The sequence below is a fragment of the Undibacterium sp. FW305-107 genome (assembly GCF_058788535.1).
Genome location: NZ_JBYTAV010000011.1, coordinates 111912 through 128557 on the forward strand (window position 1 = coordinate 111912; position 16646 = coordinate 128557).

General features: G+C 51.3%; 18 protein-coding genes. 5 read left to right on the plus strand and 13 right to left on the minus strand.

Going from position 1 to position 16646, the window contains the following annotated elements; translation table 11 throughout:
- Positions 1-24: 24 nt before the first annotated feature.
- The 13 genes from atpG to AC3WQT_RS23280 all read right to left on the minus strand — a co-directional run bounded on the left by atpG (position 25) and on the right by AC3WQT_RS23280 (position 11296).
- The gene (gene atpG / locus AC3WQT_RS23220; RefSeq protein ID WP_492707525.1) at positions 25-894 is read right to left on the minus strand and encodes a F0F1 ATP synthase subunit gamma; all 870 of its coding nucleotides are present in this window, start codon (positions 892-894) and stop codon (positions 25-27) included.
- Between the two features lie 29 nt (positions 895-923).
- Positions 924-2465: a F0F1 ATP synthase subunit alpha gene (gene atpA, locus AC3WQT_RS23225; RefSeq protein WP_162044016.1), complete on the minus strand. Its 1542-nt coding sequence runs from the start codon at positions 2463-2465 to the stop codon at positions 924-926.
- Positions 2466-2491: 26 nt separating this feature from the next.
- On the minus strand, positions 2492-3025 hold the full coding sequence (locus AC3WQT_RS23230; RefSeq protein ID WP_492707527.1) for a F0F1 ATP synthase subunit delta: 534 nt from the start codon (positions 3023-3025) through the stop codon (positions 2492-2494).
- Between the two features lie 2 nt (positions 3026-3027).
- Positions 3028-3498 carry a F0F1 ATP synthase subunit B gene (locus AC3WQT_RS23235; protein WP_422951672.1) on the minus strand — a complete coding sequence of 157 codons (471 nt, stop codon included), beginning with the start codon at positions 3496-3498 and terminating at the stop codon, positions 3028-3030.
- A gap of 65 nt (positions 3499-3563) precedes the next feature.
- Complete coding sequence (gene atpE, locus AC3WQT_RS23240) at positions 3564-3806, minus strand: F0F1 ATP synthase subunit C (RefSeq protein WP_186917574.1); 243 nt, start codon at positions 3804-3806, stop codon at positions 3564-3566.
- 80 nt (positions 3807-3886) lie between these two features.
- A complete protein-coding gene (gene atpB / locus AC3WQT_RS23245) occupies positions 3887-4717 on the minus strand; it encodes a F0F1 ATP synthase subunit A (RefSeq protein ID WP_492707529.1) in 831 nt (276 codons plus the stop codon).
- Between the two features lie 2 nt (positions 4718-4719).
- Positions 4720-5058, minus strand: a complete 339-nt coding sequence (locus tag AC3WQT_RS23250) for an ATP synthase subunit I (protein WP_492707530.1) — start codon at positions 5056-5058, stop codon at positions 4720-4722.
- Positions 5059-5367: 309 nt separating this feature from the next.
- Positions 5368-5916 (minus strand): RBBP9/YdeN family alpha/beta hydrolase, encoded by a 549-nt coding sequence (locus AC3WQT_RS23255; protein WP_492707531.1) that lies wholly within the window; start codon positions 5914-5916, stop codon positions 5368-5370.
- A 13-nt stretch (positions 5917-5929) separates the two neighbouring features.
- Positions 5930-6823 (minus strand): ParB/RepB/Spo0J family partition protein, encoded by an 894-nt coding sequence (locus AC3WQT_RS23260; protein WP_492707532.1) that lies wholly within the window; start codon positions 6821-6823, stop codon positions 5930-5932.
- 2 nt (positions 6824-6825) lie between these two features.
- The gene (locus AC3WQT_RS23265) at positions 6826-7602 is read right to left on the minus strand and encodes a ParA family protein (protein WP_492707533.1); all 777 of its coding nucleotides are present in this window, start codon (positions 7600-7602) and stop codon (positions 6826-6828) included.
- A gap of 17 nt (positions 7603-7619) precedes the next feature.
- Positions 7620-8276: a 16S rRNA (guanine(527)-N(7))-methyltransferase RsmG gene (gene rsmG, locus AC3WQT_RS23270; protein WP_492707534.1), complete on the minus strand. Its 657-nt coding sequence runs from the start codon at positions 8274-8276 to the stop codon at positions 7620-7622.
- A 129-nt stretch (positions 8277-8405) separates the two neighbouring features.
- Positions 8406-10352: a tRNA uridine-5-carboxymethylaminomethyl(34) synthesis enzyme MnmG gene (gene mnmG, locus AC3WQT_RS23275; RefSeq protein WP_492707536.1), complete on the minus strand. Its 1947-nt coding sequence runs from the start codon at positions 10350-10352 to the stop codon at positions 8406-8408.
- Between the two features lie 185 nt (positions 10353-10537).
- Positions 10538-11296 carry a TSUP family transporter gene (locus AC3WQT_RS23280; protein ID WP_492707537.1) on the minus strand — a complete coding sequence of 253 codons (759 nt, stop codon included), beginning with the start codon at positions 11294-11296 and terminating at the stop codon, positions 10538-10540.
- Positions 11297-11532: 236 nt separating this feature from the next.
- On the opposite strand from AC3WQT_RS23280, the gene AC3WQT_RS23285 reads away from it, so the two are divergent.
- From AC3WQT_RS23285 to AC3WQT_RS23305, 5 genes are all read left to right on the plus strand, one after another.
- On the plus strand, positions 11533-12408 hold the full coding sequence (locus tag AC3WQT_RS23285) for an alpha/beta hydrolase (protein WP_492707539.1): 876 nt from the start codon (positions 11533-11535) through the stop codon (positions 12406-12408).
- Positions 12409-12470: 62 nt separating this feature from the next.
- The gene (locus AC3WQT_RS23290) at positions 12471-13628 is read left to right on the plus strand and encodes an iron-containing alcohol dehydrogenase (RefSeq protein ID WP_492707540.1); all 1158 of its coding nucleotides are present in this window, start codon (positions 12471-12473) and stop codon (positions 13626-13628) included.
- A 126-nt stretch (positions 13629-13754) separates the two neighbouring features.
- Positions 13755-14534 carry a response regulator transcription factor gene (locus AC3WQT_RS23295; protein ID WP_492707542.1) on the plus strand — a complete coding sequence of 260 codons (780 nt, stop codon included), beginning with the start codon at positions 13755-13757 and terminating at the stop codon, positions 14532-14534.
- Between the two features lie 271 nt (positions 14535-14805).
- Complete coding sequence (locus tag AC3WQT_RS23300) at positions 14806-15507, plus strand: alpha/beta hydrolase (protein WP_492707544.1); 702 nt, start codon at positions 14806-14808, stop codon at positions 15505-15507.
- 37 nt (positions 15508-15544) lie between these two features.
- The gene (locus AC3WQT_RS23305) at positions 15545-16627 is read left to right on the plus strand and encodes a HEAT repeat domain-containing protein (RefSeq protein ID WP_492707546.1); all 1083 of its coding nucleotides are present in this window, start codon (positions 15545-15547) and stop codon (positions 16625-16627) included.
- Positions 16628-16646 lie beyond the last annotated feature (19 nt).

Here is a 16646-nt window from a genome sequence, read left to right on the forward strand (position 1 = left end):
TCCTTCTTAATATTTAAATTCAGTTTAGACCGCTGCCGCGCCGGCGACGATCTCGGAGAGCTCTTTGGTAATGGCGGCTTGACGGGTTTTGTTATAAACCAGTTTCAGTTCGCCAATCACGTTACCTGCGTTATCAGTTGCTGATTTCATCGCCACCATACGGGCCGATTGTTCAGATGCCATGTTTTCCGCTACGGCCTGGAAAATCAGTGCTTCTACATAACGTATCAACAATTCATCAATCACGGTTGCTGCATCTGGCTCATACAGATAGTCCCAGGAATGGGCATTCTTGTCTGTCGTCAGCCTGTCCGCTGTCAGGGGCAGCAACTGCTCCATCACCGGCTCTTGCTTCATGGTGTTGATGAACTTGGTATAACTCAGGTAAACCGCGTCCAGCTTGCCTTCCTGATACGCGTCCAGCAAAACTTTGACTGGACCTATCAGTTTGTCGAGGTGAGGAGTGTCGCCCAATTGTGTTACATGGGAAACCACTTGCGCACCTACGCGATTCAGGAAGCCGAGACCTTTATTACCAATTGCGACCGCTTCTATCTTTGAACCCTTACCTTCGAGTTCACGCATTTTGCTGGTGACCAGACGCAACACGTTAGTGTTGAGACCGCCACACAAACCTTTATCTGTCGTTACAACAATCACGCCAATTTTCTTGGACAGATCTTGTTGCACCATAAAAGGATGCGTGTACTCTGGGTTGGCCTGTGACAAGTTAGCCGTAATCGTACGAATCTTTTCACTGTACGGGCGAGCCGCGCGCATCCGGTCTTGCGCTTTACGCATTTTGGATGCGGCGACCATTTCCATCGCCTTAGTGATCTTCTTCGTATTTTCTACGCTTTTGATCTTGCCACGTATCTCTTTGCCTGCAGCCATGAGTATTGACTCCTTCTAGCTACAGTAAATTAATAGGCGCCGGATTTTTTGAAATCAGCAATTGCGGCAGCCATGGCAGCTTCGCCATCTTTGTCCAGTTGCTTGGTTTCTTCGATCTTCTGCAGCAATGCTGCGTGGCTCGTTTTCATGAAATTGTGCACGCCTGCTTCGAATGCCAGCACTTGCTTGACCGGTACATCATCCAGGAAGCCTTTGTTCACGGAGAACAATGTAACGGCCATCAGGGAGATAGACAGTGGAGCATATTGTGCTTGCTTCAACAATTCAGTAACGCGGGCACCACGATCGAGCTGCTTGCGTGTTACTTCGTCGAGGTCAGAAGCGAACTGGGCAAACGCTGCCAATTCACGGTACTGTGCCAAGTCATTACGGATACCGCCGGACAAGTTTTTGATGACTTTAGTCTGCGCTGCACCACCAACGCGGGAAACCGAGATACCAGCGTTAATCGCTGGACGGATACCTGCATTGAACAAGGATGTTTCCAGGAAGATCTGACCATCAGTAATCGAAATTACGTTGGTAGGAACGAAAGCGGAAACGTCACCAGCTTGAGTTTCAATGATAGGCAATGCTGTCAAAGAACCTGTTTTACCTTTAACTTCACCTTTGGTGAAAGCTTCAACGTAGTCTGGGTTAACGCGTGCTGCACGTTCCAGCAAACGGCTGTGCAAATAGAATACGTCACCTGGGTAAGCTTCGCGGCCTGGTGGGCGGCGCAGCAACAGGGAAACCTGACGGTAAGCAACAGCCTGTTTGGACAGATCATCATAAATGATCAGTGCATCTTGACCGCGGTCACGGAAGTATTCACCCATCGCGCAACCGGAGTATGCGGATACGTATTGCATCGCTGCAGATTCAGCAGCAGTGGCAGCAACAACGATAGTGTATTCCATGGCCCCGTGGGCTTCGAGAGCGCGCACAACGTTTTTAACGGAAGAAGCTTTTTGACCAATCGCAACATAGATACATGTTACGTTTTGACCTTTTTGATTGATCACGGCATCGATCGCAACAGCTGTTTTACCAGTTTGACGATCGCCAATGATCAATTCGCGCTGACCGCGGCCAACCGGTACCATGGAGTCGATAGACTTCAGGCCAGTTTGCATAGGTTCAGAAACGGATTGACGTGCAATAACGCCAGGCGCAATCTTTTCGATAGGCGCGGACAGTTTTGCATTGATAGGACCTTTGCCGTCGATAGGCTGACCCAGCGCGTTAACAACACGACCGCGCAGTTCAGGACCAATAGGCACTTCCAGAATACGGCCGGTACATTTAACTGTATCGCCTTCGGAAATGTGTTCGTAGTCACCCAGAATAACGGCACCAACGGAATCACGTTCCAGGTTCAGCGCCAGACCAAATGTATTGCCTGGGAATTCCAGCATCTCGCCTTGCATCGCGTCAGACAGACCGTGAATGCGGCAGATACCGTCGGTAACGGAGATAACCGTACCTTGATTGCGAATCTCAGCTGTGTCGCCAAGGCCTTGAATCCGGCTCTTGATCAACTCGCTGATTTCAGATGGGTTGAGTTGCATACTAACTCCTAATATTTATTACGTTCTTACGCGGTCAGGGCGACGTGCATTTTCTGCAGCTTCGCGCGTACCGACGTGTCGAGCACCTGATCACCAACCACGATGCGTACACCACCGATCAAAGAGGAATCCACTTTGACTGTAGGGTGCAACTTGCGGCCAAATTTCTTTTCCAACAGCGCTGAAAGCTCGCTCAACTGAGCTGCCGACATTTCAAATGCGCTGGTTACTTCTGCATCTGCAGCGCCTTCGTGGGCGTTTTTCAGAGCATGGAACTGGAAAGCGATTTCCGGCAGCAGAGTCAGACGGTCATAGTCAGCAAGTGTGTTGATGAAGTTTTTCGCTTCAGCAGTCACTGGAGATTTGATCGCAGACAAGAAAATCTCAGCTTTTTGATCAGCCGAGACTTTGGGGTTGTGTGCAAGAGCTTGTACATCGGAATGCGCACCTACGTGTGCCATTTCGGTAACCAGGTCCGACCAGGCGGACAGGTTACCGGCTTGGGCAACACGAAACAGCGCTTCTGCGTAAGGACGAGCGATCGTTGCGATTTCGGCCATGATTACAGCTCGGTTTTCAGTTGGTTCAACAGATCAGCGTGAGCAGATGCGTTGACTTCACGTTTCAGAATTTGTTCTGCGCCTTTGACTGCCAGAGTGGCAACCTGGTCGCGCAATTCTTCGCGTGCTTTAGTCACTTGATTTTCAGCATCCGCTTTTGCTGCAGCAATAATGCGGGCAGCTTCAGCAGCAGCAGTGTTGCGAGCTTCTTCAACGATCAGAGCAGCGCGTTTTTCTGCGTTGATGATATGTGTTTTGCTCTCTTCACCAGCAGCAGCCAATTGAGCCTGCACGCGCTTTTCAGCAGCTTGCATTTCCAACTTGCCTTTATCAGCAGCAGCCAAACCGTCTGCAATGCGCTTCATGCGCTCATCGATCGCACCAATCACTGGTGGCCAGATGAATTTTGCAGTCACCAAAGCCAGGATGAAAAACACCCCAGCCTGATACCACATAGATAGATTCAGATTCACTTTAGTTTCCTTATCAAATTAATCGTTCCGCAGGCCAGAGACCTGCGGTAGAAAAAGGAAAGCTATTAGCCTTTGAATGGGTTTGCAGTTGCGAAGAACATGGCGATACCAACACCGATAATGAACGCAGCATCGATCAGACCAGCCAACAACAACATTTTACCTTGCAGTTTGTCCATCAATTCTGGTTGACGAGCAGACGCTTCCAGATATTTACCACCCATCATAGCGATACCGATACAAGCACCCAAAGCGCCCAAACCAATGATCAAACCACAAGCCAATGCAACGAAAGCGACGTTAGTCATGAGAAAACTCCTTGAAAGTTAAAATTAAAATACCAAAATCAAAAAAACTAAAACCAAAAACCTGAAACTTCAAAACTTAATTAATGCGCTTCGTGAGCCTGACCCATGTACACCAGAGTCAACATCATGAAAATAAAGGCTTGCAGAGGCACGATCAGGATGTGGAAGATGGACCAGGCAGAGCCCAGTACCAAATGACCAATACCGCCGAAAATGGAATCGGAAGCACCCAGCAAAGCTGCAATCAACAGGAACAACAATTCGCCGGCAAACATATTGCCGAACAACCGCATACCGAGCGAGAAAGTTTTCGCTGCGTATTCAACCAGATTCAATGCCAGATTGAAAGGAAAGAGCATAGGACCAAACGGTGCACTGAACAATTCCTTGATGAAGCCGCCTACGCCTTTGATCTTGAAGCTGTAATACATCATCAGGGCAAAAATACCGATGGAGATACCCAGAGTACCGTTCAAGTCAGCAGTAGGAACCACACGATGTGGCATTTCATGATCCAGACCAAACAAGGGGAACAGCCATTGAGAGAACAGGTCAACTGGCAGGAAATCCAGGGAGTTCATCAGTACAACCCAGATAAATACCGACAAGGCCATAGGGGCGATGAAGCTGGTATTGCCGTGAACGATGCTTTTTGCATTGTTGTCCACCATTTCGATGAGCATTTCAACCGCGCACTGGAAACGGCCAGGTACGCCGGAAGTTGCCTTGCGTGCTGCCATGTACATAATGATAGTACCCAGCAAGCCGCAAACGACTGACCAGATAACCGTATCAATATTCACATACGACATGTCCCACAAGGACGTTTGTGCCTGGTGGCCGTGGTTAGTCAAATGCCCAAGGTGATGGGCTATATATTCTGACGGAGTGACTTGTTCAGCTGAGCTCATGATCAGTGCCTAAAGAGTAAAATGAAATAGCTTTTCAGTACGACGATGAAGGCGATCAAAAAGGCCGGCCAGTTGACATCGGGGTACCAGAAGACAACCGCTGCCATCAGCGCGACTGTCAATGTAACTTTGAAAAATTCTCCGATGAAAAAACTCATCGGATTTGCTCCTCCAGGCCTCCGGGCGCTCATACTCAGGCGCAACGCGAACAAGGCATTTGGAATCGCACAAGATAATCCCCCAAACAGGGCGGATAATCCGTAAGAAATATTGCCGAAAATTCCAGCAAGCAAGCCCGCAACCAGCGCTGCTACCAGTTGCAGCAGTATGATGCGTGCCATGCTTCCCTCATTTATCCAGGACTTGCGCAAAATAGCAGCAGTGCATGAGCTCATCGGTAGCCCCGTCGTCCAGTTTTGCACTGTGTTCATTACGGAGCCTTGCTGGCCTATCTTGCGTAAGTCCTACAATTTTATAAAATATGACATTGAATTTGACTGGCTTGCCACGATATAACCGGGCAGCGCAAATCCTCGCCGATCAAAACCACGGAATTATACGTGGTAGTGCGTTATAACGTCAAACGTTTGATGCATAAGGCCAAATGTTTGGTGCATTGCATCAAAATGCGCCATTTTGGTGCTTTTTTACTATTGTACCGTTTTTGCGATTAGCAGGTTGAGCCAGTCCTGGCCTTGCTTCCAGCTACCCAGACCAGACTCGCCATTGATATGGCCTTTTGCACCAATCAGGTGCAGTTCCGCCCCCCAGTTTTTTGCCCAGTCTTGCGCAATTGATAAATCGCACCAGGGGTCGTCACTGGATGCGACCACCGCAACAGGGAAAGGAAAAGGGTTTAGGGGCATGGGACTAAAAGTGGGAGCAGGGAAATCCACCCGGCCCACATTTGGTGGCGCCACCAGGAATGCAGCCCGGACCTTGCTTTTATCCACAACGCCTGGCATGCCTGATGCCAGCCACCAGGCCGTCAGCGCACAACCCATGCTATGCGCAACCAGCACCACTTCATCAGATACTGCATTCACAGCAGCTGATAAAGTGGCAACCCATTGATCCTTGACCGGATGGTCCCAGTCTTGTTGCTCTACTCTTTTTACATTCGGTAATTCGGCTTCCCAGCGCGTTTGCCAGTGGCTGGGGCCTGAGCTATACAGGCCGGGTAAAGTCAGTATCTGCATGGGTTAAATCTTTTTACTGTCCGCGTATTTTTAAAATAATACCGTCGAGGCTATCCAAATCGGCAAAGTCGATCAACATCTGTCCCCTGCCCTTGCTGCCTAATTTGAGCGCAACCTGGGTGGCCAGCAAGTCGGACAACTCTTCTTCAAGGCGGGTGATGTCGCGGGATTTTTCTGCCTTGTCGCGCGGCTTGCCATTGGCACTCATTTCTGCCGTGGTCTTGGCGACCAGCTTTTCTGCCTCACGGACAGACATGCGCTTGGCAACGATCTGGTTGGCCAGTTGTATCTGCGTGGCAGCGTCTGTCACCAGCAGGGAACGCGCATGGCCCATGTCTATGTCACCCGCCATCAGCATGGTTTGCACAGGCTTGGCCAGGTTCAGCAAACGCAGCAAGTTAGATACCGCACTGCGTGAACGCCCTACTGCATTGGCGGCCTGTTCGTGGGTGAAAGAAAAATCCGTGATCAGCCTATGTATGCCCTGGGCTTCTTCCAGAGGGTTAAGGTCTTCACGCTGGATGTTCTCGATCAGGGCCATGGCGGCGGCGGCCTGGTCGTCCACATCCTTGACCAGTACCGGCACCTCTTCCATGCCTGCCATTTGCGAAGCGCGGAAACGGCGTTCACCAGCAATGATTTCGTAACGGGTTACGCCATTATTTTGTCCTATAGGACGAACCAGGATAGGTTGCATCAGGCCCTGGGCCTTGATGGAGGCCGCCAGCTCAGCCAGTGCGCCTTCGTCCATGCGGGTACGGGGTTGGTACTTGCCGGCCTGCATTTGTGCCACGTTCAGGCTGGTAGGGGCGCCAGTGACGGTAGGTACGGCTTCGGCGAAGTCAGCGGCACCGCCAAGCAAGGCGTCCAGGCCGCGGCCCAGACCTTTTTGTTTTTTGATCGACATACTTATTTTTCCAGTTGTTTAATTCTTTCCACCATCTCTGCACCAAAGGCGATATAGGCTTGCGCTCCTTTGGATGCAGGATCAAACACCACGCCGGGGATACCGTAAGATGGTGCTTCAGCCAGACGCACATTGCGCGGGATCAGGGTCTTGAAGACCTTGTCGCCAAAATGCTGTTCGAGCTGGTCAGAGACTTGTTGCGACAGCGTCATACGCGGGTCAAACATCACGCGCAGCAGGCCGACTATCTTCAAGTCAGGGTTGAGGTTGGCCGAGACTTTCTTGATGGTATTGGCCAGGTCAGACAAACCCTCAAGCGCATAGTATTCACACTGCATGGGGATGATCACGCCATGGGCGGCACACAAGCCATTCAAAGTCAGCAACGACAAGGCTGGCGGACAGTCGATGAGGATGAAGTCATAGTCAGCATCAACCTTGGCGAGTGCTTCACGCAGGCGCTTGTCGCGGTTGTCCAGAGATACCATTTCAACTTCAGCACCAGCCAGCTCGCGGTTGGCAGGGAGAACATCAAAACGGCCAGATTCAGAACGCTGTTTTGCAGTTGTCACGTCAGACATACCCAACAAGACTTCATAAATGGAAGCTGTCAGTTTGGCCTTGTTGATGCCTGCCCCCATGGTGGCATTGCCCTGGGGATCGAGATCAACCAGTAAGACACGTTGATCGAGTTGCGCCAGCCCTGCGGCGAGATTAACAGTGGTCGTGGTCTTGCCTACGCCACCTTTTTGATTTGCAACACAAAAGATTTTTGCCATAGAAGATTTCCGTAGGGTCAAGCCGGGGCCAGTTGTTTTTTGATAAAGACGAGATGGCGTTCGGCCTGTAGACCTGGCACCGCAAGGGCTTGCATTTTCTCTACCTGCCAACCATCCGGCAGGCGTTCTATTTCTTGATTGGGGGCGACGCCTTTCATGGCAATGAACTGGCCACCATCTGCCAGCAAATGACCTGACCAGTTGATGAAGTTACACAGCTCGGAAAACGCCCGTGAGGTGATCACATCAAACTTGTCTTTCACCTGCAGGGCTTCTACCCTGCCGGTATGCACAGTCACGTTCTTCAAACCCAACTCAGTCTTGGCCTGGGTCAAAAATGCAGTCTTTTTGCTGACGGTATCAATCATTGATATTTTGATATCTGGATATGTAATCGCCAGCATCATACCGGGCAAACCACCACCTGCACCCACATCCAGCACATTTTTTGCGTCTTTGAAGGCGGGGGCTGCCGACAGCGAATCCAGCAAGTGTTGTTTGACCATTTCTTTCGGGTCACGGATAGATGTTAAATTGTAAACTGAATTCCATTTTGATAATAATGACAAATAAGCAATCATGTTATCAATTTGATCATCATTCAAATTCAACGACAATTCTTCAACACCGCTCTGCAGCGTCGCTCTTAAGTGTGCATGTTCCACGTGAATCATACTGCCTGGTCCTCGATTAACTTCTTGTTTTTCATTTCAATTTTTTATTCTTCGTTTTTATTCATCACCTGGATCGTGCTGATATCAAAGCACTTTCAAACGTGTCTGTAATTTGATGTTCCACGTGAATCAATCTGCCACCTGGCCTTCGGCTACAACATCCGTATTCGCCAAGAACTCTTTAAAACCACGTTTCTTCAGATGCACCAAAAGCAGGGAAATCGCTGCAGGCGTCACGCCAGAAATGCGGCCACACTGGCCCAGGCTTTCAGGCTGATGCTTGTTCAGCTTTTGCCTGACTTCAATCGAAAGCCCGTTGACTTCCATGTAGTCAAAACCAACCGGCATTTTGAGATTTTCAAAATGTGCATGGCGCTCAACCTCCTTCGCTTGCCTGTCGATATAACCGGCATACTTGACCTGTATCTCAACCTGCTCGCGCACATGGGGATCGAGCACACCTGGCCCGGCCAGTTCCTGCCCTTCCACACCTTGCAAACTCATGAGGCTTTCATAAGTCACTTGTGGGCGACGCAATAAATCAGCCAGGGAATACTCACGCTCCAAAGCCTTGCCAACGACACGCTCAGCTTCCACATCCGCCAGGATGCGCGGATTAACCCAGGTCGAGCGCAGTCTTTCCATTTCACGTGAAACACTTTCACGCTTTTCTTCAAACTGCTGCCACTGCGCATCGCTGACGCAACCCAACTGACGACCTATCTCGGTCAGGCGCATATCGGCATTATCTTCACGCAGACTCAGACGGAATTCCGCACGACTGGTAAACATGCGGTAAGGTTCTTGCACCCCCTTGGTAATCAGGTCATCCACCAGCACACCGAGATAAGCTTCATCGCGGCGTGGCACCCAGGCGTCTTTACCCTGGGTTTTCAGTGCGGCATTCAAGCCTGCCAACATACCCTGGGCTGCGGCTTCTTCGTAACCTGTCGTGCCATTAATCTGACCTGCAAAGAACAAGCCCTCAATTTGGCGAGTCTCCAGCGACGATTTCAAACCACGCGGGTCAAAATAATCATATTCAATCGCATAGCCAGGACGCAGGATGTAGGCGTTTTCCATACCGCGCATGGAACGCACGAGGTCCAGCTGCACATCAAAAGGCAGGCTGGTAGAGATACCGTTAGGGTAAAACTCATTGGTCGTCAGGCCTTCAGGCTCCAGGAAAATCTGGTGCGATTCCTTGCTGGCGAAACGATGTATTTTGTCTTCTATCGAGGGGCAATAGCGTGGCCCCACCCCTTCAATGACACCTGTGTACATGGGGCTGCGGTCCAGACCAGCCCGGATAATGTCATGGGTTTTTTCATTGGTATGAGTGATCCAGCATGGCAACTGCCTTGGATGCATGCTGGTATTGCCCATATACGAGAACACTGGCACAGGATCGAGATCACCCGGCTGCTCTTGCATCAGTGAAAAATCGATACTGCGACCATCTATACGTGGTGGCGTACCGGTCTTCAAACGACCTTGTGGTAGCGCCAATTCCTTCAAACGGGCAGACAAAGATATCGCCGGCGGATCACCGGCACGGCCTGCCGAGTAGTTATTCAAGCCCACGTGTATCTTCCCATCAAGGAAAGTACCTGCTGTCAACACGACTGCGCGGGCGCGGAACCTGATGCCAACCTGGGTCACGGCACCGACAACACGACTACCTTCGACCAGCAAATCATCTACAGCCTGCTGGAACAACCACAGATTAGGCTGATTTTCCAGGCGACTACGAATGGCTTGCTTGTACAAGATACGATCAGCCTGGGCGCGGGTAGCGCGCACAGCAGGGCCTTTGGATGAATTCAGGATACGGAATTGTATGCCTGCCTCATCAGTGGCAATCGCCATGGCGCCGCCCATGGCATCAACCTCTTTAACCAGATGCCCCTTGCCTATCCCACCTATGGATGGGTTGCAAGACATCTGACCCAGGGTCTCGATATTATGGGTCAACAATAGTGTGGACTGCCCCATACGGGCAGCGGCAAGTGCAGCTTCGGTACCGGCGTGACCGCCGCCGACGACGATGACATCGAATTCTTTTGGATAAAACATGGTGGATTTCTGAGAAACTTGGGACGGGAGGCACGATTATAGTTTGTTTTGCGCGTAAACTTTTAGAGAGCTAAAGATTCTCTTTTTATTTAGAACTATGTTTCACGTGAAACATGGGTATCAGGACATAAAAAATGGGACCGAAGTCCCATTATCACTGCCTGATTGTTTCACGTGAAACACTACTATTTGAGAAAGCCATCGTAAGTCGTCTTGCATATCAGCGCAAGAACCACACCAAGGAACATCTTGCGAACAAACGAGGTACCATGTTTTATTGCCAAATGACTACCTAAAATAGAACCGCCAACACCGCATACGGCCATCGTCAAACCCAGCATCCAGAGTACGTGACCACTATAACCAAACCAGATAAGTGCGGCGGTATTGCAGGCAACATTCAATACCTTGGCTGCAGCAGAGGCACGCAGGAAGTCATAACCAAAGATACGCACAAACAAAAACATGAAGAAGCTGCCTGTGCCAGGCCCAAAGAAACCATCGTAAAACCCTATGCCTGCGCCCACCAGCATCGCCATATAGGTTTCTTTTATACCCGAGAACACAGGTTTATTGTCAGCACCAAACTCTTTCTTCTTGAAGGTATAGATAGCCACAGCCACCAGGATAACGGGCAAAGCCTTGCGCAAATAGGTGGGCGGAATATGTGTCACAAGGAAAGCCCCTGCAAAGGAAAAGGCAAACGCCATGAATGCGGCTGGTGCCACCATGCTCCAGCGCAGGCTGACTGTCTTCATATAGCGAGTCGCTGCAACTGTCGTTCCCCAGATACCTGCCATCTTATTGGTCCCCAGCAGAGTGGCAGGAGCAGTTCCTGGCATGAAAGAAAACAAGGCGGGAACCTGTATCAAGCCACCGCCACCGACGATGGAATCAACAAAACCAGCAAAGAAGGCAGCCAGGGCTAAAAGAAAAATATCCATATTGAGCGTATTTGATTTGTGATTGGGGCCTGCATGTTGCCTCAAGAGAATATCTTGAATAGCAAACATGGCACAGATAACTTATACAGAAGCACGCTGTAGGCAACAAGGTACAGGCCATGCCATAACAGTTGCAGTGCGGCTTTGCCGGTTTGACTGCCCGCGACAAATCAGACAAGATGCAAATCCGGTGTAATAAATCTGTCGCTAGTTTGTCTCTCGCAAGGATCAACGCAATGAAGATTTCTCTGTCTCTGATGTTTGCAGCATGTATCTTATTCAGCACCACCAGTAAGGCGCAAACTGAAATCGAGATTCCCTTATGGCAAAACGGTGCGCCCGGTCTGCAACATCAGCAAGCAGAGGCAGCAGAAGACAGGCGTGAAACTGGCCGTCTCGACAGATACCTCAGCTATGTCAGCAAACCTACCCTGACCATTTATCCGGCTCCAGCGGACAAGTCCACTGGTACTGCGGTACTGGTCGTGCCGGGTGGCGGCTTCCGTTATATCTGCATAGACAAGGAAGGTATAGAAGCAGCACACTGGCTGAATGCCCAGGGCATCACCGCAGCCGTACTGAAATACCGAACCCTCGCACCAGATACCGAGCGTAACTGGAAAGCCATACAGCCCCTGACAGCAGACGCCAGCCGCGCCATGCGGCTACTGCGGCAACATGCAGCGGATTGGAAAATCGACAGCAAGAAGATAGGTGTACTCGGTTTTTCTGCTGGCGGCATCATGGCCTTGCAACTATTGGCGGATCAGGACGAGGGTAGCGCTAGCGCTGCCGACGCCGCAGAAAAATTGAGCAATCGTGCAGACTTTATCGCCCTGGTATATACCGGCGTGCCTGGCGGGAAAATCCCAAAGGCAAGCAAGAACACCCCGCCCGTATTTATAGTCCATGCCTCGGACGATCCCAAAGCCCCACCGGTAGTCGCCGCAAAAATCTATCAGCAATTACTGGAAGGCGCTGCCCAAGCAGAACTGCATGCCTTCCGCCGTGGCGACCATGGCTTTGGCATGACACCCGCCAGCGGCAGTGTGCGCAGCTGGACCAGTCTGTATGCCGACTGGATGCGAGATTTGAAACTACTGGATAAATAGAAAGCATCAGCATGTGCTAAGGTAGATATCCCTACAACTAGCTAAATGAAAATGAGATAAAGATGAATGACTTTGAATTCAGAACCGTCCCCAGCCTGATCAGCCAAACCGGTGCAGCAACGCGCCTGGGCAAAATCATACGCCAGGAATTTCCAGCGATTAGCCATGTACTGCTGGTGACCGATGCTGGTTTCCTGCGTACCGGCCTGGTCCAGCCTGTCATTGACAGCCTGGAAACGGAACAACTCAAAGTCAGTATTTTTTCCGACGTGATTGCTGACCCGCCAGAAGCCATAGTCTTGCAAGCCGTAGCCAATGCCCGCGACCTGCAAGTGGAACTAGTCGTCGGCCTGGGCGGCGGCAGCTCCATGGATGTGGCCAAACTCATCGCCATCCTGGCTGGCAGCGATCAAAGCCTGTCCACCATGTATGGCATAGGTAATGTCAAAGGCAGGCGTTTGCCGCTGATACAAATCCCGACCACGGCTGGTACCGGGTCTGAAGTCACCCCTATCTCCATCGTCACCACAGGTGCGACCACCAAGATGGGTGTAGTCGCGCCACAGCTATATGCCGACATCGCCATCCTTGATGCGCAACTGACAACAGGCTTGCCAGCCAAGGTCACTGCTGCCACTGGCATAGATGCCATGGTGCATGCGATAGAAGCCTATACGACCAAACACAAAAAGAATCCGTTGTCCGACATGCTGGCAGTACAAGCCTTGAAATTACTCTGGAACAACATCGATGAAGCCTGCGCCAATGGCAGCAATCTGGCGGCAAGGCAGGCCATGTTGCTGGGTGCCATGCTGGCAGGGCAGTCCTTTGCCAACGCACCCTGCGCAGCAGTGCATGCGCTGGCCTATCCGGTAGGCGGCATCTTCCATGTCCCGCATGGTTTGTCGAACTCCCTGGTCTTGCCGCACGTACTGCGCTTCAATGCCAGCCATGCGGCCGAACTGTATGCCGAGCTGGCAGCCATCATCGCGCCAGAAGCCACGGGCACTGCAGAGCAGCGTTGCCACGCCATGATCAAGGCCATGGAAGACCTGGCGGTGCGGGTAGGCATAGAAACCCGCCTGAGCCAGGTAGGCATCACCGAGAAAGACCTGGACCAGCTTGCCAGCGACGCCATGTTGCAGACACGCCTGCTGGGTAATAATCCACGTGAAGTGACGAAGGAAGATGCCAGGGCGATTTACGCAGCAGCTATGTAAGTAAAGGGTAAGTAGTTGAGGACGGTGCATGGAACAGTAACCATGCACCGTCCTTGCAAGCCCTGGCACATCACATCTCCCCCAGCATCACGCAGATCTTGAGCAGCCTGAAGGACGATTCCAGACATGGTGAACTTTGCGCATGAAGTCTCCGGCAATTCCATACTGCCCATCATCATGGCTTGTGCGGCAACCCGCAATGCCGATGACTTCAGCCTGATTGCCCAAGGGATTTTGCGTGAAGTCTTGCCGCATGAAATGATGGTCTGCGGTATAGGTGGCGTTAGCCCGCAGGGCAACTATGTGCATAAGCTGTTGCAGTTCAATTGTCCGGCAGAGAGCTACCAATACTATCAATCCCTGCTCGACAGCAAGGGACGGGCACATAGCCCCCTGATGCAAAAATGGCGTGAAACCCAGGAACCTGTTTTCTTCCAGGCAGGGCGTGATGACCATGCAGTTCCTGCGGAGTGGCTCGCTTCATTCAGGAAGCAGAAAATGCATAACACCGTCGCCCACGGCATGCTGGACCTGAGCGGGCATTTCTCCAGTTATTTCATATTCACAAATCTACCCTTTGAAGTCGGTCAACAACATGCTTACCTGCTGAGCCTGTTGACGCCTCATCTGCACCTGGCACTTGCCCATGCGCTGAGCAAGGTAGAAGAATTCCCTATCAAGCCCGGTATCAGCAACAAGACCCTCAGTGAGCGGCAAAGAGAAATCCTGCACTGGCTGCATGAAGGCAAGACCAACTGGGAAATCGCCACCATCCTCGAGCTCACCGAAGTCAACGTCAAATACCATATCGACCAGATCTTCGCCAAACTGGATGTGCGCAGCCGCGTACATGCCGTCGCCAAAGCCTATGAACTGGGCTTGCTGTTGACATCACATAAAAGCTGACTCAACACCCCTCAGAACCTGTTCACGATCTGTCGCGAGCGTCAGCGGGGTGAGGGTAACAAAAGCGCAGCGCAAAAAGCGGAATGTACTTAAGTGCATGAGCATTTTGAGCAGCGCATGAGCCCCGATCACGCTCGCGCAGTAAGATCGTGAACCGGTTCTCAGCCACTATCTGAACGGATAGTGGTGCTCCTGCCAACTTGCTCCTACCCTGTTTTTTCCTGCGCACCAAAGCACGGGACTACATAAAAACACCACAGGAGACAACACCATGCAACACCACACACTCATCCGGGTGCTCATTGCCATGAGCCTCAGCTTTATCGCCTGCGCCAGCCAAGCCGCCTGCCTCGACAATGTGGTACTGGTACACGGCAATGCCGGTTCACCGTCGGACTGGAATGCCACCGTCAGCACCCTCAAAAGCCAGGGTTATACCGATGCCCAGCTGTACCGCCCCAACTGGGGCTCCAAGACCAATCCTGCCATCAATGATCATGGCGCGGCCAACACCAATCCCGTCAAGGCCTCCATGCAAGCCGCCAAAGCAGCCTCTTGCACCGGCAGGATAGATGTCATCGGCCATTCCATGGGTGTGACGCTGGCGATGAAAGCCATCAATGAACTGGCGTATTCAACATCCGTCAATTCCTTTATCGGCATTGCCGGTGCCCAGCATGGCCTCGAGTCATGCGGACTCTACCCTTTCAATATCATGACACCGACCTGTGGCAGCAATGGTCTGTCCATAGACAGCCCCCTGATACTGTCAGTCAAAAATAAACGCTATGGCAGCAAAATGTATTCGATCAAAAGCTACATAGATGAAGTCGTATGCATAGGCAGTTGCTACGTCTACGGTTCGCATACAAGCAATATTGACGGGCAGAATGCGACTTACGATTTCTGGCTGGGACATTTTGGTTTGAAGGATTACACCACCAATACCCAGGCCAGCCTGGTGCTTCAATAACCACCCTCGTCACAATAACTACATCAGGAAAAGTCCCATGCATAATAAAACCGGCTTGTTCATATCATCCATGCACAATGCTGTTGCACGGGCTTTTTCCAAATCGGGACAGACTCAAGCCATGAAAAAAATCCTGCTCTTGCTCAGCCTGCTTGCCCTGGCCAGCCTGGTATCAATAAACTGGATGGCATTGCCTTCAGACAGCGCCAGCCCTGCGCCGGTAGTCGCTACGCATGGACGCAGTGACAACGCTGCCGTAGCACCCCAGGCGGCGCGCACATTGGGTCAGTTCACCGGATTGTGGGGAAATACAAACAGCACTTCAATACCTGCAGATAAAGCAGATCCGTTTGACTTGCTGTGGGTACGCGCCCTGTCACCTGCCGACCAGCTTGAAGGAAAAGAAGATGCTCAAGATCAATTGCGAAAACTCGCGCAGGACAATCCACACTACCTGAAAAAACTGGTGGCGCTATACGGCAGTGAAACACCTGCCGCCAGCAAGGAACTCATCATCACTTTGCTGGCAAGTATACCCAGCGCAGAAACACTGACATTAGCCAGACGACTTGCCAGCAGCCCGGATGCCGGACAACGCAAAGCAGCTTTATCCATGCTCGGCAACCTGAATGTCAATCTGCAAGAAGAGCGCGAACTCATACTGTTGTCGCTGAATAACCAACAAACACCGGCAGTCACCCTGCAGGCACTAGCAGCACTGAAAGCACCTGCACCAGCAGGGATTGACGCGCCAGGTAAGCCAGGTGACAACAGCATGCCAAGCAATGCCGATACCAAAACAACTGCCGCCGTCATCAGGCAACTACAAAGCCTGACTGAAAATCCAGATGCCACAGTCAGAAGCCGCAGCATTTCACAACTCGCGCAATGGGATAAAAACGACAGCAGCCTCAATTACTTTTCCGCCGCCCTGAATGATCAAATCCCGGAAGTGCGCCAGGCAGCCATCTTTGCGCTTGCGCAGTCAGGTGCCAATGCGGAAACAGTGAAACGGCTGCTGACCAGCCTCATCAACAGTGCCGGTGAAAACACGATAATCAAAACAAGTGCACGGCAAGTGTTGGAAAGGCTGACAGATAATAAGCACGTCGCCAATTAAATCTTCTTAAATCTTCAAG

Coding starts and splice junctions, on each gene's coding strand:
- atpG (WP_492707525.1), bottom strand. CDS start 894: ATGGCTGCAGGCAAAGAGATACGTGGCAAGATCAAAAGCGTAGAAAAT.
- atpA (WP_162044016.1), bottom strand. CDS start 2,465: ATGCAACTCAACCCATCTGAAATCAGCGAGTTGATCAAGAGCCGGATT.
- AC3WQT_RS23230 (WP_492707527.1), bottom strand. CDS start 3,025: ATGGCCGAAATCGCAACGATCGCTCGTCCTTACGCAGAAGCGCTGTTT.
- atpE (WP_186917574.1), bottom strand. CDS start 3,806: ATGACTAACGTCGCTTTCGTTGCATTGGCTTGTGGTTTGATCATTGGT.
- atpB (WP_492707529.1), bottom strand. CDS start 4,717: ATGAGCTCAGCTGAACAAGTCACTCCGTCAGAATATATAGCCCATCAC.
- AC3WQT_RS23250 (WP_492707530.1), bottom strand. CDS start 5,058: ATGGCACGCATCATACTGCTGCAACTGGTAGCAGCGCTGGTTGCGGGC.
- AC3WQT_RS23255 (WP_492707531.1), bottom strand. CDS start 5,916: ATGCAGATACTGACTTTACCCGGCCTGTATAGCTCAGGCCCCAGCCAC.
- AC3WQT_RS23260 (WP_492707532.1), bottom strand. CDS start 6,823: ATGTCGATCAAAAAACAAAAAGGTCTGGGCCGCGGCCTGGACGCCTTG.
- AC3WQT_RS23265 (WP_492707533.1), bottom strand. CDS start 7,602: ATGGCAAAAATCTTTTGTGTTGCAAATCAAAAAGGTGGCGTAGGCAAG.
- rsmG (WP_492707534.1), bottom strand. CDS start 8,276: ATGATTCACGTGGAACATGCACACTTAAGAGCGACGCTGCAGAGCGGT.
- mnmG (WP_492707536.1), bottom strand. CDS start 10,352: ATGTTTTATCCAAAAGAATTCGATGTCATCGTCGTCGGCGGCGGTCAC.
- AC3WQT_RS23280 (WP_492707537.1), bottom strand. CDS start 11,296: ATGGATATTTTTCTTTTAGCCCTGGCTGCCTTCTTTGCTGGTTTTGTT.
- AC3WQT_RS23285 (WP_492707539.1), top strand. CDS start 11,533: ATGAAGATTTCTCTGTCTCTGATGTTTGCAGCATGTATCTTATTCAGC.
- AC3WQT_RS23290 (WP_492707540.1), top strand. CDS start 12,471: ATGAATGACTTTGAATTCAGAACCGTCCCCAGCCTGATCAGCCAAACC.
- AC3WQT_RS23295 (WP_492707542.1), top strand. CDS start 13,755: ATGGTGAACTTTGCGCATGAAGTCTCCGGCAATTCCATACTGCCCATC.
- AC3WQT_RS23300 (WP_492707544.1), top strand. CDS start 14,806: ATGCAACACCACACACTCATCCGGGTGCTCATTGCCATGAGCCTCAGC.
- AC3WQT_RS23305 (WP_492707546.1), top strand. CDS start 15,545: ATGCATAATAAAACCGGCTTGTTCATATCATCCATGCACAATGCTGTT.